A 20,860-nucleotide genomic window follows, 5' to 3' on the forward strand; every position below is an offset into this window, starting at 1 on the left:
CCGTCTATTCGTCATCTTGCCTGAAATCTCCCTCTTTTTTTTGTGCATGTTGTCCATTTACGAATCCTGCTATTTTCGGTACGCTTAAAGCAGTTGAAAACGTTTTCTAATAGGGGGAGTGAGAATATGGCAGAGCTTCGTTTAGAGCACATTTATAAAATTTACGATAACAACGTAATCGCTGTAAAAGATTTTAACCTACATATTAAAGATAAGGAATTTATCGTCTTTGTCGGTCCATCCGGCTGCGGCAAATCGACAACATTGCGAATGATTGCCGGCCTTGAAGAAATTTCAAAAGGCGACTTATATATTGACGGCAAGCGCATGAATGATGTCGCGCCAAAAGACCGCGATATTGCGATGGTATTCCAAAACTACGCGCTTTATCCGCATATGAGCGTTTACGATAACATGGCGTTTGGTTTAAAATTGCGAAAATTCCCAAAAGCAGAAATCGAGCGCCGCGTCCGTGAAGCAGCGCGCATTCTTGGCCTTGAGCAATACTTAGATCGCAAACCAAAAGCGCTTTCTGGCGGCCAACGCCAACGGGTAGCACTAGGACGCGCCATCGTCCGCGACGCAAAAGTATTTCTAATGGACGAACCGCTTTCGAACTTGGACGCAAAACTTCGTGTACAAATGCGTTCCGAAATCGCTAAATTGCATCAGCGTTTAGAAACAACAACGATTTACGTCACACACGATCAAACGGAAGCGATGACAATGGCAACACGGCTTGTTGTCATGAAAGATGGTGTCATCCAGCAAGTTGGCACACCGAGAGAAGTATATGAAAAACCAGAAAATATTTTCGTCGGTGGCTTTATCGGCTCTCCAGCGATGAACTTCTTAAAAGGAACATTGCAAGATGGCAAGTTTGTCATTGGTAATATTACTATTAGCGTTCCAGAAGGAAAAATGAAAGTGCTTCGTGACCAAGGCTATATTGGTAAAGAAGTCATTTTAGGCATTCGCCCAGAAGACATCCATGATGAACCACTCTTCCTTGAAGCATCGCCAAATACGAAAATTACCGCCCACGTTGAGGTAGCCGAACTGCTTGGTGCAGAATCGATGATTTATTCCAATATTAATGGACAAGAGTTTGTCGCGCGCATCAACGCCCGCACAGAAATCAAGCCAGGCGACCAATTAGACCTTGCTTTAGATATGAACAAAGCACACTTTTTCGATGTCGAAACGGAAAAACGAATCCGTTCTGCGGATGAAAAATAACGACATCGTTCCCCCCTTATTTTCTTATAAATACTGGCACAGGCTCTAGCGATGATGCTAGAGCCTATTCTTTAATAAACCGCACTTCTTCCTGGCTACAATGCGGACAATAAAAAAGATGTACGCATTCGCGCCGAATCAATGTCTTTGGATACCCATCGACCAATTTCATCATATCAATATCCATATACGGGCTGTAATCATCAAAATAATCCGTAATTTTTCCTTGGTCCACCATTTGCTTCTGACAGTGCGAACAATGCACTGCCACATTACGTAATCCGTTGCATAGCGGGCAAATGTTCATGATGTTTCCTCCTACTAAAACAATACCTTATTTTACGTATTCCCTAATATCCCCAACTGTAAAACGTTAAAAATTTCCATAAAAAAGAAATGAATAATGAAAGAAAAACGTCTCAAACTATTAGTACCATTAGCAAACAATATTGGGTTCAGCCTAGTTTGGCGGCATGCTTATAACAGCATGCGGTGCTGGTGCAAATCCAGCCAACCCAGCCATCAAAACTTTAAACAAGGAGATGACCACAATGGCACGTAACAACAATTCTAACCAACTACTAGTCGCTGGTGCGCAACAAGCAATCGATCAAATGAAGTATGAAATCGCTCAAGAATTTGGTGTAAATCTTGGCCCTGACACAACTTCTCGCGCTAACGGTTCTGTTGGCGGCGAAATTACAAAACGCCTTGTAGCAATGGCGCAACAACAAATCGGCGGCCAATTCGGCGCTCGCTAATAAAAACTTCATATACATGGCTTAAGCCCCAGGCGTCTTGCCTGGGGCTTTGTCTTGTTACTCGATAAGTTGTAAAAATTGTTTTGTGCGTTCATGTTTTGGAGAAACGAGCAACTGTTCCGGTGCTCCTCTTTCCACGATGATTCCCCCATCCATAAAAACCACTTCATCGGCTGCTTCTTTCGCAAACCTCATTTCATGAGTGACGACGATCATTGTCATCCCTTCATTTGCTAAACTTTTCATGACTTTCAGTACTTCACCGACAAGCTCCGGATCCAATGCTGATGTCGGTTCATCAAACAGCATGACTTCCGGTTCCATGGCAAGCGCCCGCGCGATCGCGACGCGCTGCTGCTGCCCTCCAGACAGCTGAAACGGATAATGATGGGCTTTATCTCCGAGTCCCACTTTCTCTAACAAGACAATCGCTTTCTCGCGCGCACGCTCTTTCTTTTCTCGTTTGACCGTGACAGGCCCTTCCATGACGTTTTCAAGCGCCGTCATATGAGGGAACAAATTATAGCTTTGGAATACCATTCCTGTTAAGCGACGAAATTCATGAATCTCTCGCTTCGTCACAGGCTTCGAAAAATCAAGCTGCCTATTTGCTATCGAAATTTTCCCTTTCGTTGGCGTTTCAAGCACGTTTAAACAACGCAAAAACGTCGTCTTCCCTGAGCCCGATGGACCGATAATGACCACTACTTTCCCTTTTTCCACCGTGATATCGATTCCTTTTAATACTTCTACGTCGCTAAATTGCTTATATAAGCCTTGAACAGAAATCATCGTCGTATCTCCTTATCGCTATCGTGCAATGTAACGATTTAAACGCTCTTCGATTCGATTTTGTACAATCGATAATAGAAAGCAAATAATCCAATAAATGATTGCTGCTTCTGTGTATAATAACAAGAATTCATAGTTCGTCGAGGCAATTTCTTGTGCTTTGCGAAACATTTCCGAAACGAGAATGAGCGATGCAAGCGATGTATCTTTTACTAAGCTGATAAACGTATTTGACAGCGGCGGAATCGAAACGCGCGCTGCCTGCGGAAATATTACCCGGCGCAGCGCCTGCCCCGACGTCATTCCTAACGAATACGCCGCTTCCCACTGCCCTTTCGGAATGGATAAGATAGCGGCGCGAATAATCTCTGAAGCATACGCGCCAACGTTTAACGAAAAGCCGATGATGGCCGCAGGAAATGAAGGAATCGTAATGCCGATGTTCGGCAGGCCGTAAAAGATAATAAACAGCTGGACAAGAAGCGGTGTCCCGCGGATGGCGGATACGTATATTCTCGCGATTATTTCTAATGCTTTCACTCCGGAAATGCGCGCCAATGCCGTCGCAATCGCCAATATTAATCCAATGATAAACGAAATAATCGTCAATGGAATCGTATTATACAAAGCCCCCTTCACCAGCGGGAGAAGGGAACTTTGTGCAATGGATATCAATCTGTCTACTCTTTCAGGGTCTGCCATCACATTACTTAGATACATCTTCACCAAACCATTTCTCTGAAATTTTTGCGTATGTTCCGTCTTTTTTCATGTCCTCTAACGCTTTATTCACTGCTTCCACCAATGTGTCACTGCCTTTGCGGAACATAAATCCGCTTTGTGATGCGTCCTTATGCTTTGCCACCATTTTAATTGGCGCGTTTGGTTTTTGTTTTAAGAAATCAAGAACAGACAGATTATCGTTAATGGTAACGTCCACCCGCTTAGAGCTTAACAACTCGACCGCTTGATTAAATCCTTCCACACCGACAATTTGTGCTCCGTAAGACCGTGCTAAATCAGCAAAATTGCTTGTCATCGATTGTGCCGCTTTTAACCCTTTTATGTCTTCAAACTTAGATACTTTATTATTATTTTTATGAACGACTAACACCGCCATAGATGTAATGTACGGATCAGAAAAATCATATTTCTTTTGCCGGTCCTTGCGAATTCCGACTTCATTGGCAATCATGTCAAAACGTTTTGCGTCCAATCCCGCGAACATCGCATCCCACTGTGTTTCCATAAACACTGGCTTGACGCCAAGACGCTTCGCTACTTCTCTTGCCAAATCCACATCAAAACCGGTTAACTTTCCGCTTTTATCATGAAACGTAAACGGCGGATATGTTCCCTCTGTTCCAATTCGCAATTCTCCCGATTTTTTCACCTGCGCTAACAAGTCGGTTTCTTGCTTGCCCGACTTTTCCTTGGATTGCTGATTGCCGCATGCGGCCAACAACAATATCGAAGCTGTCAACAAAAGAAGCAAACTTTTGAGAAAAAATCTTTTCATATATTTTTCGAACCTCCATCATTCCGATTGGTTTTTAGCGACATATGTCATAATAAAAAAGTTTGTATAAGATGTCAAATGTAAAAAGAGCATAAGCGCCAAAGCAATATTCAATTGTAGCCAAAAAAAAAGGAGCATCTCGCTCCTTACATATTCTCCACTAACGGCGGCTCATTTAATGAAACAAGTACTTTCCTAATTCTGCGATTTTCGACTTGTCGTACGGTTAAAGTAAGCGGACCATAATGCAGCGTTTCGCCGACATTCGGCACGCGTTCAAACATTTCAAATATCCAACCGCCTAACGTATGGGAAGAGCTTTCCGGTGCATCAATTTTCATTATTTCGCAAAATTCATCAAGCGGAAGTTCAGCGTTAAATTCATAACTGTTTTCATCAATTTGTTGAATATTTTTTACTGCTTCATCATGCTCATCCCATATTTCTCCAACAATTTGTTCAATAATGTCTTCAAGCGTAATTAATCCTGCTGTTCCTCCAAACTCATCAATGACAATTGCCATATGCACTCTGCTTTTTTGAAGTTCCGGCAACAAATCAGAAATTTTCATTGATTCCATGACAAACAGCGGCTTGCGTAATAACGCGCGAATGTTTATATCTTTTTGTTGTACAAGCTCACTAAAAAAGTCACTTTCCGATAAAATGCCAATCACATTATCAATATCTTCCTCATACACCGGTATACGGGAGTACTTTTCTTCAAGAAAAACATCGCGAATTGCTTCGATCGGCTGATTTACTTCCACAGCGACCATATCTGACCGTGGCGTAAAAATTTCTCCAACTAAAATTTCATCAAAATCGAGCGAACGGTGAATTAATTCTTTTTCTTTGTTGTCAATAATGCCTTCTTCTTCACTTAAATCAATCATCACTTTAATTTCCTCTTCCGTTACCGCTGGAACAACCGTTCCATTCGTAAACCATTTCGCTACGCGCTCTTTGACAGCATTAAATAATGTCGTGATGGGTGAAAGCAGTTTCATCAATGCGTAAACAATTCCGGCATAACGAATCGATAGCGATTCCGCATGCTCTTTCGCAATCGATTTTGGCAAAATTTCACCGAAGATTAAAAGAAGCACGGTCATGACAATAATCGCAGCAATAAGACCTGCACGCTCACCAAGCATCGTTGTCGCAATATCTGCTAAAAACGCAACAGCAACAATACTTGTGACTCTGTTTGCAACAAGCACCGTCAATAAGACGCGATCTAAGTTTTCCATAATGTAATTTACTCGCTTGCTGCCACGGTGATTTTCTTCCACATAATTTTTCAAGCGAATTTTATTCGCTGAAGAAAATGCGGCTTCCACCGAAGAAAAGAAGGCAACTAACACGATACAAAGAAAAAACCACCCTAACAGACTCAGAGGCAACTCTCCCAAAGAATCTTCACTCTCCTAAATAAAAAACGTACTTTGTTAGTATTATCCATTGTATTTACTATATTATATCAAATTTTTCACAAAAAGCCTATTCACAAAACGCCTATCGTCTAAAATATAATAAAGCTGCAGGATGATCCCTGCAGCTTTTTATGACTCGATGATGCTTGAACCGATAAAATATATCAGCACAAGCAATGAAGCAATGTTTAACGTTACGGATAATTCCTCCATAAATGCCCCTCCTAACGATAATCATCCCCATTGTTATGTTAACACAATAATTTTCTCAATACGTAAGACATTTTATACAACTTTTTGACAAATTCATTCTTTCCCCTTGCATTTTATTGTGAAGTGAGAAAGGTAATACTTACTACTTTATTATAAAAAAGGATAATCGACAATCCTTTTGGCAAAGCTACAAACACAAAAAGAGAGCTTCTCATAATAGAAGCTCCTAGCCTAAATAGCGATAATAAATCGTTTTTGCCTCTTGAATATCCTTTGTCCCATGAATGAGCGCGCGTCCGTCTTGAAAGACAACAAGCCGTCGCTCTCCAAGCGATACAGAGACAAGATACGGGTTGACATCTACGGGCAATCCTTGTTTGACAAATAATTCAGCCAGCTCTTGCAAGTTGTAGTTTCGAGGCGCAGCCGGGCGAATTTGTACGGAATTTCGTCCGCATAATACCGCTGTTTTTGTCTGTTGATCATAAGAAAGGTACGGATACGATGGATGAGTGCCGCAAGTAGGGCAATCTTCTTTTTTCACTTGATCAATGCGAATCGCCGTATGCTGATTTTTCCATAAATCAAACGACACAAGTTTATTGCGCAGCGCCGCCCAATCTTCAACAAGAATTTTTAGCGCTTCCGTTACTTGATAGGCGACGACCATTTGCACAGCAGGGCCGATAATTCCTGCTGTATCACATGTCAAACCGCCTACTGGCACCGTTTCGAGCAGACAGTGAAAACATGGGGTCTTCCCTGGGATAAACGCGTAACTAATGCCATAGCTTCCGACACACGCGCCGTGAATCCACGGGATGTGATATTTATACGCGGCATCGTTAATGATCATACGTATATCAAAATTATCTGTCGCATCAATCAAAAGGTCGGGCTTTCGCTCTGTAATAAGCTCTTCAAGCTCTTGTGCCGTTACATCGCCGACGATGGCATCAATTGCGACATCAGAATTTACCTCTTCAAGCCGCCGCTTTGCAGCAATTGCTTTTGGGATACGTTCTTTTGCGTCCACTTCGCTATATAATTGCTGACGTTGCAAATTGCTCCATTCGACATAATCGCGGTCAACGATGGTGACTTTGCCAACGCCTGCCCGCACAAGCGCCTCTGCATTTCCTGTTCCTAACGCCCCCGCACCAATAATAAGCACATGTTTCCGCATGATCTTTTTTTGTCCTTCTGCGCCAATTGGCGCAAATAACTCTTGTCGAGAATACCGTTCAATCAAACGACACTCATTCCTTCCATTGGACTGCTTGCTGTTGCGTACCGTTTTTTTGGAATTCTACCTGCCTCATAACCAAGGCGTCCGGCTTCCACAGCAAGTTTCATTGCTTTTGCCATTTTGACCGGATCGGCTGCACCAGAAACAGCAGTGTTTAACAACACACCATCAGCACCTAGCTCCATTGCAAACGCCGCGTCCGCCGGGCTGCCAATTCCAGCATCAACAATCACCGGGACAGTTGCCTGTTCAATAATTAAGCTTAAGTTTAACGGATTGACAATGCCTTGTCCGGAACCGATCGGCGAAGCCCCCGGCATAACCGCATGACAGCCAAGCTCTTGCAGACGTTTTGCGAGCACAACATCATCAGAAGTATATGGAAGAACGATAAATCCTTCTTCCAACAATATCTCTGTTGCCTTTAACGTCTCAACTGGGTCTGGAAGCAATGTTTTCTCACAGCCGATCACTTCTACTTTTATCATATCACATAATCCCGACGCTTTGGCGAGCCGAGCGATTCGCACTGCTTCCTCCGCCGTTTTCGCCCCCGCTGTATTTGGAAGAAGTTTATATTTTGCAAGATCTAAATTTTCCAAAAAATTAGGCTGGTTTGGTTCAAAAATGTTCATGCGTCGAACAGCAAACGTTAAAATTTCCGCACCTGACACTTCCACTGCTTGCTTTTGTACTTCCAAGTCTGGATATTTTCCTGTTCCTAGCAACAATCTTGATTGAAACTCATATGGCCCGATTTTTAACATATCAACCGCCTCCTACAAAATGAACGATTTCTACTTTATCGCCATTACATAATGTTGTTGTTTCATATTGCTGTTTTGGGATAATCGTTAAATTTACTTCGACAATCGCAATTTTGTTGTTTAACTGAAAATGGGCAAGCAAGTCGCTAACTGTTTTCACTTCATCTGGAACATGAATCGATTCGCCGTTAATAATGAGTTCCATCACTTCCCCACCTTTGCTTGATGTCTTGTAAGTGAAAACGGAGCAAGGTCGACCTCGCTTCCTTTTCCTTCAATGAGATCGGCTAATAATACGCCGGTGATCGGACTTAACAAAATTCCGTTCCGGTAATGACCTGTCGCGATCCATACATTCGGATAGCACGGATGCTCCCCTATGTATGGCAAGCCATCGCTCGTTTGCGGGCGGATGCCGCTCCACGCTTTTTCCCATTCCGCATTTTTCATTTCTGGAAGAAGATGATGCGCACGTTCAAGCAAACTCATGATTCCATGAATCGATACTTTTCGGTCAAATGTGTGCGGTGTCGAAGTTGCCCCTATCAACAGGCGATTTCCTCGTTTTGGAACGATATAACAACCGTTTTTCGCAAATACGGTCGCTTGAATTAACGGTTTTTCTGTTTTTACAAGAAGACATTCCCCTTTGACTGGATACATCGGCAACGATATGCCCGTTTTGGCAAGAACACGCGAAGACCATGCTCCTGCCGCAATAACCACAACATCGGCTGCGATCGTTCCATGATTGGTGCGAATCATGTATGAATAATCTGCTCGTTGTAAATCGATGACTTCCGTATACTCATGCCACTTTGCTCCATAGGCAATCGAGGCATTCGCAAAAGCGGCAGCGAAATCAGAAGCGCTCACTTGTCCGTCTGATGGTATGTACATTGCGCCCGCTAAATCGCGGGAAACATTCGGCTCTATTTCCGCTGCCTCATCCATCGACAGCCAGCGTACTGGATAATCGGTATGCTGCCAAAATTCGTAATGGCGACGGAGGGCCGCCGCTTCTTCCTCGGTCACCGCCACTTTCAACATGCCTTTCTGTACAAGCCCAATGTCGATTCCGGTAAGTTCCCTTAATTCCTCCGCAAGCTTAGGGGTCATGTCCCTGCTTTTGATCGCAAGAGGAATAAGCGGACTTTCTTCGAAAAATTCAGATTGCGCCCCAAGCATTCCTGCCGCCGCGCTTGATGATTGGCTCGCAATCCACCCTTTTTCAAGCACGCCGACGTGAAAATGACGTTTCGCCAACTGAAAAGCAATAGAAGCGCCAATAATTCCGCCGCCAACAATCACAACGTCGTAATGGTAACGTTCCATTTAAATCCCCTCTTCTCTTTTTCCTAACGATTTCCTCCACATTCATACCATTTTCTTCACAATTTTTGCGAGTTTCTTTGCTTCGCCAACAGGATCGTCGGCAAAAAATACCGCTGACATAACGGCAATCCCGTGCGCACCAGCTTTCAGTACTTGTTCCGCATTATTGGAATGGATGCCGCCGATCGCGATAACAGGAATATTCACGTGATTGGCGACACTTCGCAATGATTCTATTCCGCGCGGCGGTACCCCTACTTTGCTTCCAGTCGCAAAAACGTGGCCGTATATACAATAATCAGCACCGCTTTCTTCCGCTTTCATCGCTTCCTCGATCGAATGAACCGAACAACCGATAGATAGCGAAGGAAAATGATGTTTTACTTGCCTCACAGACAAACTATGGTGCGCAAGCTGGACTCCTTTTACTCCAAAAACCACCGCCACATCAATTCGGTCGTTCACGATGATTTTTCTAGGCGGCACTCCTTGCTTGATTAACGCTGTAAGAAACTCGGAAATTTCCCTTGCTGTTTTCATTTTTTCCCGCACATGAATCGCGTCTACATATGGATGAACGCGGGCACAAATCGCAACGAACTGGTCTAAAGACTGTTTTCCTGTTGAAATGATATGAAGTTGTCTTTCCATTCTGATCCCTTGCTTTCTACCGCACATCTTCCACCGGAATGTACGGATAATAAATCCCGGCATAATAAGCCGCTGCCGTCACTATGATAAAAACAGCAACAAGCACAATATCATATTTGCTAAACCCGATTTCATAATAAAACGTTCGCTCTGCGCTGTTGGAAAAACGCTTTGCTTCCATCGCAACAGCGATGCGCTGGGCACGGCGGATGCTTTGTGATAAAAGCGGAATCGCATACCGCTTCATTTTTTCGAACAATCCGTTATTGACAACCCCTCGTACTTTTAACGCGTTTCTTACAGTTTGAAATTCTTCGATCATAATCGGAATTAAACGAACGCCTGCTAAAAAGCTGTAAGCGTATTTTGGTTTTAATTTTAACTGCTGCATCAGCGAATAAAATAAGCGGACCGGTCTTGTCGTTAGGGAAAACAAAAGCCCAAGGAGCGCGAACGAGAGCGCTCGAAACCCGAGATGCATTCCGCGCAAAAAGCTTTCTTCCGTCACATGGATAAGCCCCCAGCGAAGCCATGTCGTCGAACCTTCACCAAACAAAATCATCGATGACGCGGTCGAAACAAATACAAGAAAAAACGGCAAAAACAATAGCAGCAAAAACTTCCACGGATAGCCGGTATACAGCATAAATAACAAGAGAAGCCCAAACGAAAAATTGATTAAAACATTTGGGTTGTGTACGAATAAAACAACGATAAACAACAAAATGAGCACCATAAGCTTTAAGCTCGGATTCGTATGATGCAGCCATGTTTCTCGATAATGAATGTTCCATTTCATCATCTGTACCTCCCTACACGGACAGCACAGCCGTTTTGGATGGATGAGGCGAAATCCATTCATCTTTCACCAGCTGTCCGTCTTCAATCACCCATCTTCTTGTGGCAAAATATTTGACGATGTTCTCATCATGGGTGACCATCATAATCGTTGCACCTTGCTCTCGATACGATTCCAATAACTCAAGCAGCGCAAACGTATTTTTTGCATCTTGCCCAAACGTTGGTTCATCGAGCAGGAAAATTTGCTGTCCGCTTACGATCGAAGCAGCCACACTTAAACGACGCTTTTGTCCCATGGAAAGCTGGTATGGATGCTGATTTTGCTGTTTTCGAAGGTGGAATCTCTGCAGCAATTGTTCGACCGTTTCCGCAATTTCCGCTTCTTCTCTTTTTTCTAAACGAAGCGAATAAGCAATCTCCTCTCGTACAGAATTAGTAACAAACTGAAATTCCGGATTTTGAAAGACAAATGCAATCAAACGATGAAGCTGTTTCAACCGTTTGCTGTCTTTTCCGTATAACTCATACGTCCCGTCTGTGCGAATGAGCTTCATCAGCGCATGCAAGAGCGTACTTTTCCCGGCGCCGTTTTTGCCGGTAATGGCAATCCATTCTCCTGCGCGTACAGTCGCTTCTTCCACGCGTATTTTAACATCGCGCAGGCGATAGCCTTGAAACTCGCGAAGGCGGATAATTTCCTCTTGGCGAACATTCACTCGCTGGCGTTGCCGCTTCGCTATATATTCATCCCATACACCGGGATACCAAATTCCTTGTGAGGCAATGATATCTTTGTAATCGGAAAACACCGTTTGCGCTTTATCATCAGCAATGATCTCGCCGTTATCATTAAATAAAATAATCCGATCGACAAAATCGAGTATATGATCGATTTTATGTTCGATAATGATGACCGTTTTATCATGGGCAATTTGTTTCACCGTCCGCCAAATCGCTTCCGTTCCTTCTTCATCAATCATTGCCGTTGGTTCATCCAAAAACAGTACATCTGGATCTAACGCCAATACGGAAGCAAGGGCGAGCCGTTGCTTCATTCCTCCCGATAGCGTATGAATATCGGTATGCGGCTCTACAAAAAGACCAACTGTCTCTAGCAGCTTCTCGATCCGCTCTTTCATCTCTTCGCGCGGCACACCGATATTTTCGAGCGCAAAGGCGATTTCTTCATCGACAAACGGCATGCAAAATTGCGAATCGGGATCTTGGAAGACGTAGCCCCAATTATCGGGAAGCTGCACTCGCTCTGCTTTCATCGGAACTTCGATCGAATGCGGAATCAAGCCGGACAGCACTTGCAACAATGTTGATTTTCCGCATCCGGATGGACCGAGCAACAATACTTTTTCTCCTTCGTAAAACGTGATCGATAAATCTTTAAATAGCAATGTATCTTTTCCAGGAAATTTCAAGCGCAGCCGTTCAACAGATGCTATCGGTTTCATCGGTTCACACGCCACCTTTTCAACGATCAAGCGCGTCGTAATCTTCTTTCGAAGCCGGGCGCAACATTTGCGTCACACCAGTTTTTTCTAACGCTTTTACTAAAGAAACGGCAAAAACACCGGCAATCACCACTGCGCCAATAAAGCGGGCAATAAGGAATAATGCCAAGTTCCAAGGCGCCAGCGATTCAATATACCCTTTATAAAAATCCATCACAAGCGAACCAATCGTCGCGCCAATCGCTCCTAACGACACGACCAATGCGTCAAACCGTTTATAACGGAACGCGGCAAACACCACTTCCGCCAAAAGCCCTTGAACAACTCCGTAAATAAGCACCTCTAGCCCCCACTCTGAGCCCATAATAAATTCTCCAGAAGAAGCAGCAATTTCCGCTAACAGCGCAACACCTGGCTTGCGGATCAGCAAATATGCCACCGATGCGGCGATAAACCACATGCCGTAAATGAGTTGATCAATATGAAAACCAAATGGCTTAACAAAGTAATAGAACGGCCCCCAAATTTTATAAATGATCCCAAAAACGACAGAAATCACGATTGTCGTTAAAATATCAACGAGCTTCAATCCTTTAGTTGCTGACATGTTCTTTGATCTCCTTTCCTGCTGATGGCCATGTTTCTAGGCGATATGCCATCTCCCAAAATTCGTATTCATATTCACTGCTAATAAGAAAATGCTGTTCCATCCGTTTGCGATCGGATTCAGTGACTGCTTCCGCGATCTCATCCAAACGGGCGATTTGTTCTTCTACTAAGCTGCGAAACCATTCGGAGCTATATGTTCCAATCCATTTCTGATAGATTGGCTCTTTTGGCTTGCAGTCTTTTAGTCTCTCGCCAATCTCATAATAAAGCCAGTAGCACGGCAAAATCGCCGCAATCACATCACCTAAATGCCCTTCATACGCAGCCCGGTACATATGCGACGTATACGCGTATGCGGTCGGCGCCGGAATAAATGACGCTTTTTCTTCCTCCGTGATCCCAAGCAGACCGGCAAACGTTTCATGCAAAGATAATTCTGCTTCACATGTGCTTTGAGCATGATGCGCCATGCTCGCGATTGTCTTTGCATCTGGAGACTTCGCTGCCCCAATTGCCTGGACTCTCGCAAAATGGTGCAAATAATACTCATCTTGCATCACATAATAGCGGAAACGAGTAAGGTCTAGCGTTCCTTCCCCTAACTCTCTCACAAAAGGATGGCGAAAGCTTGCCTGCCAGATCGGATCGGCCTTTTTCCGCAATTCCATCGCAAATGACATTTTGTCTCCCCCTTTTTTATAAAAAATAAACACCACTTCCTTTACAAAAGCGTAAAGAAAGTGGTGTTGAACACTAGCCGCCGAAAAAACATAGTAAAATCCACGACTACGCCACGCCACTCCACTTCCCTACGCTGGCATTACCCAGATCAGGTGCTAAGGGTCTCAAAGGCACACTTTGATCTCAGCCTTTCTAAAGGCCCCCCTAGTGGATTGCGTACGCTATGAAATTTTCTTATTTGAGAATATCATATCACGGTGAATATCGTTGTCAACCCTTTTTTACTATTCCACGATGACCGCCGTACCGTATGCCAAAATTTCCGACGTATTCGCCATAATTGCCGCTGTAGCGACTCTTACGTCGATTACCGCATTTGCTCCTTGGCGTTTCGCCTCGTTTATCATGCGTTCAATCGCAATTTTTCTCGCTTCGTCCATCATTTCAGTATACGCCTTGATTTCTCCGCCGACAATCGTTTTCAGACCAGCCATAATGTCTTTGCCGATATGTTTTGACTGTACCGTATTTCCTTGTACAAATCCGATATACTCTTTTATTTGTTTTCCTGGTACATAGTCCGTCGTTGCGATAATCATCATAATCCCTCTTTTCTTTTCATCTATGCTTATCGTTATTCTGTTTAGAAGAAAATAGTCCTGACAAATGTCGACAAACTTGCCTGCGTTGCGTCTTTGTCCGCAATTCTGTATCATAGAAAAAGCAAACGACTATATCATAATGGAGTGGAGAACGTGGCAAACGTATTTTTAAAACGAAAGCGAAAAAAACGGCTGGAACAAGGACATCCATGGATTTTCCAAAGCGAAGTCGATTATATTGAAGGAGACTTTGAACCGGGCGATTTTGTGGACGTATATAATCATCAACGCTACTTTTTGGCAAAGGGCTATATTAACCCGAAATCGCAAATCATTGTGCGCGTTTTGACGCAAAATCCTGATGAAGAGCTAAATGAACAATTTTTTGTCGACCGAATCCGCAAAGCATGGGAGTATCGTGAGCGAATGATTCCCGGCGTTCGCTCATGCCGCGCTATTTACGGTGAAGCTGACTTTTTACCGGGGCTGATCGTCGATAAATACGAAGACGTGCTTGTCGTTCAAATTCTTTCCCTCGGGATGGAAAAACGGAAAGACTGGATTTTGCGCGGTTTGCTTGAAGTATTTAAGCCAAAAGCGATTTATTTGCGCAATGACGTGTATGTCCGCGAGCTAGAAGGGCTAGAGCAAGAAAAAGGCTTTTGGTATGGCCAGTCGGAAACGGAAGTGCTGATTGAAGAAAACGGCGTCAAATATATCGTCGACATTGAAAACGGGCAAAAGACGGGATTTTTCTTCGACCAAAGACAAAACCGCGCGGCGATTAAACCGCTCATTAACAGCGATACAACAGTGCTCGACTGTTTTACCCATACTGGCTCGTTTATGCTCAATGCGTGCTTATATGGTGCGAAACACGTCACTGCGGTCGATATTTCCGAACACGCCATTGAAACAGCAAAACGCAACGCCGCACTCAATGGCTTTACCAACGTCGATTTTGTCGTCGCCAATGCATTCGATTATTTGCGCGAAGCGGTTCGCGATGGAAAGAAATGGGACGTTGTCATCATTGACCCGCCGGCGTTTGCGAAATCAGCTCAAGCCGTTCCGAAAGCGCTGCGCGGCTATAAAGACATTAACTTAAACGGCTTAAAGCTTGTCAAAGATGGCGGCTTTTTCGTCACAGCGAGCTGCTCGTACCATGTTCACGCTGATTTGTTCCAAGCGATGATCGAAGAAGCGGCGTTTGATGCGAAGAAAATTTTGCGGCAAGTGTACTGGAGCGGCGCCGGCTACGATCATCCGAAGCTGCTTGCTGCCGATGAAGGCGACTATTTAAAATTTGCCATTTATGAAGTGCATTCGCGCAGATAGCTAAATGGTTCCATTTTCTAAACAAAAAAACGCTTAGGACTGTATGACAGTCCTAAGCGTTTTATTTTTTATGCAAAATATATAAGTAAAAGCTAATAGAAATCAACACGGATAGTGCGGCAGTTATATAAATGCTAGAGTAACCGAACCAATGGCCAATTTGCCCAAAAACCATCGCTCCTACTCCGACCCCTAAATCGAAAAAGGCGAAAAAGGTCGCATTTGCCATTCCTTTTCGGTTTTTTGCCGCTTTTTCCACAGACCATGCTTGCAGCGCTGGCTGCACCGTTCCAAATCCTAACCCATAAAGAATTGCTGCGGTAAACAAAATCACATTGCTTGGCAGCCAAGCCAACAATAACATTGCAATGAAAATCAGTGCAGCACCTGGTATAAACACCGCCTGATGGCCTTTTCTATCATACAACCGGCCGGCAAACGTTCTTGTTACCATTAACGCAAGCGCATATAGCAAGAAATACCATTGAATTCCTGAAATTCCTTTTTGTGCAGTATATAGCGGCAGAAATGAGGCAATTCCTCCAAATGTCACCGTAAGGAAAAATAGCAAAATTGAAGGCTCTAGCGCGCTTTTTTCATAAATATCCCACTTATTACGCGCTTGCGCTTGCGGCTGTCCGATTTTTTTATATGTAATATTCGAAGCAAACAATAGTGACGCCAAACCTAAAACGGCACAAATCAAAAAAAGATGGCGGAATGACAACATTCCGGCGAGCAATAACCCCATAGATGGCCCAAAAGCGAGCGCTAAATTCCCTGATAGTCCATAATACCCCATTCCTTCGCCTCTCCGGCTGGCAGGGATAATGTCCGTGGCAATCGTTCCGGAGGCAGTAGTCGAAAACCCCCATCCAATGCCTTGAATGACCCTCATCATAAACAACAAAAAAATGCTCGCAATAAAGCTGTACGATCCGACCGAAAGGACAAAGATCGCAAGCCCTAACAAAAATACAAAACGCCGCCCCTTTGTTTCTAACGCATGCCCGGCAAACGGCCGCACCATTAATGCCGCAAATGTGAAAATCCCGACCACTAAACCGATCAGCTGGTCATTGCCGCCAAGATGCTCGACAAACAACGGAATCGTCGGCAATGTCATTTGAAATCCAAGAAAAACAAAAAAATTAGCTAAACAAATGAGTATAAAATCTTTTGTCCAAATTTTTTCCTTATTCGCATCTATGATCGTTTGACTTTGTGGTTCCCCCACCGCAAGCTCCCTCCAATCATTCATTTTAAACCGAACACTCAATACAGTTTAGTGTAACATAAATAGATAAATTTTTTATGTAAAAAGCTTATTGGAAATTTATAAAAATATGTTCAGCTTATTTTTTCGCTATCATTCATAAAGCCAATTTACCCCAATATATCCCCTTATCAAATAAGCCATATCCTGCTCGCCAGGATAACATTGACCAATCTGATATATTGCTTCTCCTTCTGTTAATAAGGCGGCGCAGCAATTTCAAGCATAAGTTTCCCATCTTATAAGATAAAAAAGCTGCCCGCCTAGGGCAGCTTTTAGTTCCATCCTTTACGTTGTCGCAACGAAGCAATTTGCGCCGTATGATGTTTGCCGTGCCATGCGTGCATGGCGATTAACACATATAAAGGGACGTTCTCTTTTGTACCTTCATGATAAAAATTCCGATGAAAATCATCGCTGCTCATTGATTCTAGTAGATGTGACCACCGCTCGTGAAGGCCTTCGAGCAATTGCAGCGATGGCTCGATATGTAGTGAACGAGCTTCTGTCGTCTTTGCCCAATCATTTTCCTCAAACGGTTTAATCGAAGGAATATCTTCCGTCAATGTCCATTTTGTGCGCAAAAACGCGTTCATGCTTGCATCGGCGATGTGATGGACAACTTGTGCAACCGTCCACCCACCATCTCGATACGGCGTGTTCAGCTGTTCTTCATTTAATCCGCTGACCGCCTCCCGCAATTTTGCTGGTATTTGGCGAATATCAGAAATCCACTGTTTCGCATCTTCTTCGCAAAACGCAGCCGGTACTTGAAATTTACCAATCGGGTAGCGAATTTCATCCATAATTTTTTTCCTCCTCTTCTTGTATATATTCTATAACCCATAAAAAAATCCTGCTTAAATATAGACAGCATATCATTACATAGCTTCTATTAAAATTACTTTCACTTATGCCGGATATAATTGCCGCAGGCGAAGTTTACAAAAGGACAGTACAAAATAATTTGACAAGCCCTGCCTGGCATGATACATTCAGTTTGAAAAAAATCAATATTCTTAAAAAATAGAAAATTATAAAATCAATAGAGCTTATGAGGGGGATGATGAAGATATGACGAGGCAAGCAATCAAGAATGCTCTCAAGGATGTTCTTGACAAAGTTTTGGATAAAGCTGTAGGCAGGGCTGGAGGCGTGCCCGGAGTGGTTGCGATGATAACTGATCGTGAGGGCAACATCTATGAAGGTGCAGCCGGGGTGCGCGAACTCGGAAAGGAAACGCCGATGACCACCGACACAGTGTTTGCTCTTTTCTCAACCACTAAGGCCATCACCGGCACAGTATTGATGCAATTGGTCGAGGAAGGAAAAGTCAGTCTCGACGATCCAGTCAAAAAGTATGTTCCTGAGATTGCCGAGATTAAGGTTCTTGAGGGTTTTGACGCAGACGGGCAGCCTAAATTAAGAGAACCTAAAACCGACATTACGATCAACATGCTGATGCTCCACACGGCTGGCTTCGGTTACGAGTTCTTCAGTCATGAGGATCGAAGATATCGCGAGCAAAAAGGAATACCTTCCATCCTCACTAGTACCTTTGACTCGATTAAGAGTGTGCTGCTATTTGAGCCAGGCGAACGATGGAACTATGGCGTCAACATCGACTGGGTTGGCAAAGTTGTCGAAGCCGTACGCGGCAAGCGACTGGGTGAAGTAATGGCCGAGCATCTTTTTGCTCCTCTAGGCATGACCGACATCGGATTCACGCTAACGCCGTCGATGATGGAACGCCGCGCAACCATCCACAGTCGCGCAAAAGACGGTAATATCACACCACTGCCTGATCTCATCCTGCCGCAATCTCCTGAAATGGACATGGGAGGACATGGTTTGTATGCCAGCATTGGTGAGTATATGAAATTTATCCGGATGATCCTGAATGACGGTGCGGGCGTAATCAAACCAGAAACGGTCGCGCAAATGGCTCAGAACGGGCTTGGCGCATTGAAGAGCGGCGGCTGGATCTCGTCCGATCCATCGCTAGCTAATGACGGTGAGTTCTATCCTGGCGTGCAAAAATCGTGGTCCTATACATTCCAGGTAAACGAAGATCCTACCCCTACAGGTCGTCCAGCAGGCCAATTGATGTGGTCCGGTCTAGCCAACCTGTTCTACTGGATCGACCGTAAGAACGGCATTGGTGGATTTTGGGCTTCTCAAATTTTCCCATTCCAAGATGTAGCTTCGTATTTGGGCTTCATCGAGTTCGAGTCAGCGGTCTACAGTACATTGAAGCGGTTAGGCCAAATTGCTACTTGATCTGAGGGGTATGAAGCTGAAATAGCTGTTCAGAATCAGATTTGCCGCCTCCGCATTCACTCTCTTGCTTTCACTGTTGCTAGTGGCAAGCGCCAGCTCTTCACACCGAAGCAAAATAAAGCTGCCGAGAAATGAACGGCAGCTTTTGTCTATTTCAGCAAATATACGCGCGCTTCATACGGTTTCAGCTTAAAGCGCGTTGCGTTTTTATGCGGTTTTACATCATAGTTTTGCAGCACCAAATTTTCTGAGCTTAATCGAATGCCATCATATCGATACATCGCTGGTTTATCGCTTAAATTGACAATAACCACCGCTTTTTCGTTTCCAAGCGTTCTTGTGTACGCATAAATCGTCGGATGCTTTTCTAAAATCAAATCGTACGTTCCATAAATAAACACTTCGTTCTCCTTGCGAAGCCGAATCATTTTTTTGTAAAACTGAAGGACGGAGTTCGGGTTGCGCAATTGCGCCTCGACGTTAATGGTCTTATAGTTTTCGTTCACTTTCATCCATGGCGTTCCCGTCGTAAACCCCGCGTTTGGCGCGTCGGACCATTGCATTGGGGTTCGCGAATTGTCGCGCCCTGTTTTCCAAATCACTTTCATTATTTCTTCATGGGAGCGGCCCTTTTCCCGTTCGATTTGATACATTCTTTTAATAGCCACATCATTGTAGTCTTCAATATTCGAAAATTGGACGTTCGTCATCCCAATTTCTTGTCCTTGATAAATAAACGGTGTTCCCTGCATCAAAAAGTACATCGCGCCGAGCGCCTTCGCACTTTCGGTAAGGTATTCCTCATCATTTCCCCACGTCGAAACAGAACGAGGCTGATCATGGTTTTCTAAAAACAGCGCGTTCCAGCCGCGGTTTTCCAACCCTTTTTGCCATTTTGTCAACGTGCGCTTTAATTGTCGCACATCCACTCCGCCGTTTGTTCCTTTTTGCCATAACCCTAAATGTTCAAACTGGAAAACCATATTGAAAATGCCGTTTTCTTCACCGACCCATTCTTCCGCATCCTCAACGGTAACGCCATTTGCTTCGCCAACTGTCATAATATCATAGTGCGCAAACGTTTGCATTTTGAGCTCTCTTAAATAATCCATAATCCCCTCTTGGTTCATATGGCCGGCAAAAGCCGGAACATAATCCAACCCTTTCGGATTCGGCAAATCCGGCAATCCCGGTTTTTTCTTAATATGAGAAATGGCATCCACTCGAAATCCATCAATTCCTTTATCCAACCACCAATTAATCATTTTATACAGAGCCTGGCGCACTTCTTCGTTTTCCCAATTTAAATCCGGCTGCTTCACGTCAAATATGTGCAAATAATATTGATCGGTTTTCGGGTCATACTCCCACGCCGATCCGCCAAAGATGCTTTCCCAGTTGTTCGGCTCTTTTCCATTTTTTCCGTCACGCCAAATGTACCAATCCCGCTTCGGATTATCCCGTGATGAACGCGATTCAATAAACCATGGATGTTCATCGCTTGTATGGTTAATGACTAAATCTAAAATCACTTTCATGCCGCGCCGGTGAATTTCCTCGAGCAATAAGTCAAAGTCTTCCATTGTCCCGAATTCTTCCATAATCGCGTGATAATCGCTAATATCATATCCGTTATCAGCATTCGGCGACTTGTAAATTGGACAGATCCATATGATATCGATTCCAAGGTCTTTTAAATAATCAAGCTTCTCGATAATTCCGCGAAGATCTCCAATTCCGTCTCCGTTCGAATCGATGAAGCTTCTTGGATAAATTTGATACGCAACTCCTTCTTTCCACCATGCTTTCTTCAAGCTTATCCTCCTCTTTTTATCCACTTTCACCATT

22 protein-coding genes and 1 riboswitch are annotated in these 20,860 nt (G+C 43.9%); of the genes, 4 read left to right on the top strand and 18 right to left on the bottom strand.

Annotated features, from left to right (window positions below):
- The first annotated feature begins 126 nt into the window (after positions 1–126).
- Positions 127–1,239: an ABC transporter ATP-binding protein gene (locus tag QSJ37_RS08070; protein WP_285754634.1), complete on the top strand. Its 1,113-nt coding sequence runs from the start codon at positions 127–129 to the stop codon at positions 1,237–1,239.
- A gap of 64 nt (positions 1,240–1,303) precedes the next feature.
- Here the strand turns inward: QSJ37_RS08070 and QSJ37_RS08075 are convergent, their stop codons facing one another.
- Positions 1,304–1,546, bottom strand: a complete 243-nt coding sequence (locus QSJ37_RS08075) for a hypothetical protein (RefSeq protein WP_285754635.1) — start codon at positions 1,544–1,546, stop codon at positions 1,304–1,306.
- Between the two features lie 244 nt (positions 1,547–1,790).
- Here QSJ37_RS08075 and QSJ37_RS08080 point away from each other — a divergent pair, with 244 nt between their 5' ends.
- Positions 1,791–2,000, top strand: coding sequence for an alpha/beta-type small acid-soluble spore protein (locus QSJ37_RS08080; protein WP_285754636.1), 210 nt, complete (start codon positions 1,791–1,793; stop codon positions 1,998–2,000).
- Positions 2,001–2,057: 57 nt separating this feature from the next.
- On the opposite strand, the gene QSJ37_RS08085 is transcribed toward QSJ37_RS08080, so the two are convergent.
- From QSJ37_RS08085 to QSJ37_RS08150, 14 genes are all read right to left on the bottom strand, one after another.
- Positions 2,058–2,792: an amino acid ABC transporter ATP-binding protein gene (locus QSJ37_RS08085; protein ID WP_285754637.1), complete on the bottom strand. Its 735-nt coding sequence runs from the start codon at positions 2,790–2,792 to the stop codon at positions 2,058–2,060.
- Between the two features lie 18 nt (positions 2,793–2,810).
- Positions 2,811–3,512 carry an amino acid ABC transporter permease gene (locus QSJ37_RS08090; protein ID WP_285754787.1) on the bottom strand — a complete coding sequence of 234 codons (702 nt, stop codon included), beginning with the start codon at positions 3,510–3,512 and terminating at the stop codon, positions 2,811–2,813.
- A complete protein-coding gene (locus tag QSJ37_RS08095; protein WP_285754638.1) occupies positions 3,499–4,311 on the bottom strand; it encodes an amino acid ABC transporter substrate-binding protein in 813 nt (270 codons plus the stop codon). Before QSJ37_RS08095 ends, QSJ37_RS08090 begins: the two co-directional genes overlap by 14 nt.
- Positions 4,312–4,457: 146 nt before the next feature.
- Positions 4,458–5,726: a hemolysin family protein gene (locus QSJ37_RS08100; RefSeq protein WP_285754639.1), complete on the bottom strand. Its 1,269-nt coding sequence runs from the start codon at positions 5,724–5,726 to the stop codon at positions 4,458–4,460.
- 460 nt (positions 5,727–6,186) lie between these two features.
- On the bottom strand, positions 6,187–7,212 hold the full coding sequence (locus QSJ37_RS08105) for a thiazole biosynthesis adenylyltransferase ThiF (protein ID WP_285754640.1): 1,026 nt from the start codon (positions 7,210–7,212) through the stop codon (positions 6,187–6,189).
- On the bottom strand, positions 7,209–7,976 hold the full coding sequence (locus tag QSJ37_RS08110; RefSeq protein ID WP_062679187.1) for a thiazole synthase: 768 nt from the start codon (positions 7,974–7,976) through the stop codon (positions 7,209–7,211). Before QSJ37_RS08110 ends, QSJ37_RS08105 begins: the two co-directional genes overlap by 4 nt.
- Position 7,977: 1 nt before the next feature.
- Positions 7,978–8,181: a sulfur carrier protein ThiS gene (gene thiS, locus QSJ37_RS08115; RefSeq protein WP_012749311.1), complete on the bottom strand. Its 204-nt coding sequence runs from the start codon at positions 8,179–8,181 to the stop codon at positions 7,978–7,980.
- Positions 8,181–9,311, bottom strand: a complete 1,131-nt coding sequence (thiO, locus tag QSJ37_RS08120) for a glycine oxidase ThiO (RefSeq protein ID WP_285754641.1) — start codon at positions 9,309–9,311, stop codon at positions 8,181–8,183. Before thiO ends, thiS begins: the two co-directional genes overlap by 1 nt.
- Positions 9,312–9,353: 42 nt before the next feature.
- On the bottom strand, positions 9,354–9,962 hold the full coding sequence (gene tenI / locus QSJ37_RS08125) for a thiazole tautomerase TenI (RefSeq protein WP_285754642.1): 609 nt from the start codon (positions 9,960–9,962) through the stop codon (positions 9,354–9,356).
- Between the two features lie 16 nt (positions 9,963–9,978).
- Positions 9,979–10,761 carry an energy-coupling factor transporter transmembrane component T family protein gene (locus tag QSJ37_RS08130; RefSeq protein WP_285754788.1) on the bottom strand — a complete coding sequence of 261 codons (783 nt, stop codon included), beginning with the start codon at positions 10,759–10,761 and terminating at the stop codon, positions 9,979–9,981.
- Between the two features lie 13 nt (positions 10,762–10,774).
- A complete protein-coding gene (locus QSJ37_RS08135; RefSeq protein WP_285754643.1) occupies positions 10,775–12,226 on the bottom strand; it encodes an ABC transporter ATP-binding protein in 1,452 nt (483 codons plus the stop codon).
- Between the two features lie 19 nt (positions 12,227–12,245).
- Positions 12,246–12,833 (bottom strand): ECF transporter S component, encoded by a 588-nt coding sequence (locus tag QSJ37_RS08140; protein ID WP_285754644.1) that lies wholly within the window; start codon positions 12,831–12,833, stop codon positions 12,246–12,248.
- Positions 12,820–13,515, bottom strand: coding sequence for a thiaminase II (tenA, locus tag QSJ37_RS08145; protein ID WP_285754645.1), 696 nt, complete (start codon positions 13,513–13,515; stop codon positions 12,820–12,822). Before tenA ends, QSJ37_RS08140 begins: the two co-directional genes overlap by 14 nt.
- A 109-nt stretch (positions 13,516–13,624) precedes the next feature.
- Positions 13,625–13,732: riboswitch (TPP riboswitch) on the bottom strand.
- Positions 13,733–13,800: 68 nt separating this feature from the next.
- The gene (locus QSJ37_RS08150) at positions 13,801–14,115 is read right to left on the bottom strand and encodes a YbjQ family protein (protein WP_285754789.1); all 315 of its coding nucleotides are present in this window, start codon (positions 14,113–14,115) and stop codon (positions 13,801–13,803) included.
- Positions 14,116–14,271: 156 nt separating this feature from the next.
- Here QSJ37_RS08150 and QSJ37_RS08155 point away from each other — a divergent pair, with 156 nt between their 5' ends.
- Positions 14,272–15,456 (top strand): class I SAM-dependent rRNA methyltransferase, encoded by a 1,185-nt coding sequence (locus tag QSJ37_RS08155; RefSeq protein WP_062679179.1) that lies wholly within the window; start codon positions 14,272–14,274, stop codon positions 15,454–15,456.
- Between the two features lie 61 nt (positions 15,457–15,517).
- Here QSJ37_RS08155 and QSJ37_RS08160 read toward each other — a convergent pair whose 3' ends face one another.
- Both QSJ37_RS08160 and QSJ37_RS08165 read right to left on the bottom strand, forming a co-directional pair.
- A complete protein-coding gene (locus QSJ37_RS08160; protein ID WP_483313584.1) occupies positions 15,518–16,717 on the bottom strand; it encodes an MFS transporter in 1,200 nt (399 codons plus the stop codon).
- Between the two features lie 290 nt (positions 16,718–17,007).
- Positions 17,008–17,538, bottom strand: a complete 531-nt coding sequence (locus tag QSJ37_RS08165; RefSeq protein WP_285754647.1) for a YfiT family bacillithiol transferase — start codon at positions 17,536–17,538, stop codon at positions 17,008–17,010.
- Between the two features lie 268 nt (positions 17,539–17,806).
- Here QSJ37_RS08165 and acmB point away from each other — a divergent pair, with 268 nt between their 5' ends.
- A complete protein-coding gene (gene acmB / locus QSJ37_RS08170) occupies positions 17,807–19,012 on the top strand; it encodes a methyl acetate hydrolase AcmB (protein ID WP_285754648.1) in 1,206 nt (401 codons plus the stop codon).
- A gap of 149 nt (positions 19,013–19,161) precedes the next feature.
- Here the strand turns inward: acmB and QSJ37_RS08175 are convergent, their stop codons facing one another.
- A complete protein-coding gene (locus QSJ37_RS08175; RefSeq protein WP_285754649.1) occupies positions 19,162–20,826 on the bottom strand; it encodes a glycoside hydrolase family 13 protein in 1,665 nt (554 codons plus the stop codon).
- Between the last annotated feature and the right edge of the window lie 34 nt (positions 20,827–20,860).

It is taken from the genome of Parageobacillus sp. G301 (assembly GCF_030268025.1).
Classification (GTDB): domain Bacteria; phylum Bacillota; class Bacilli; order Bacillales; family Anoxybacillaceae; genus Parageobacillus_B; species Parageobacillus_B toebii.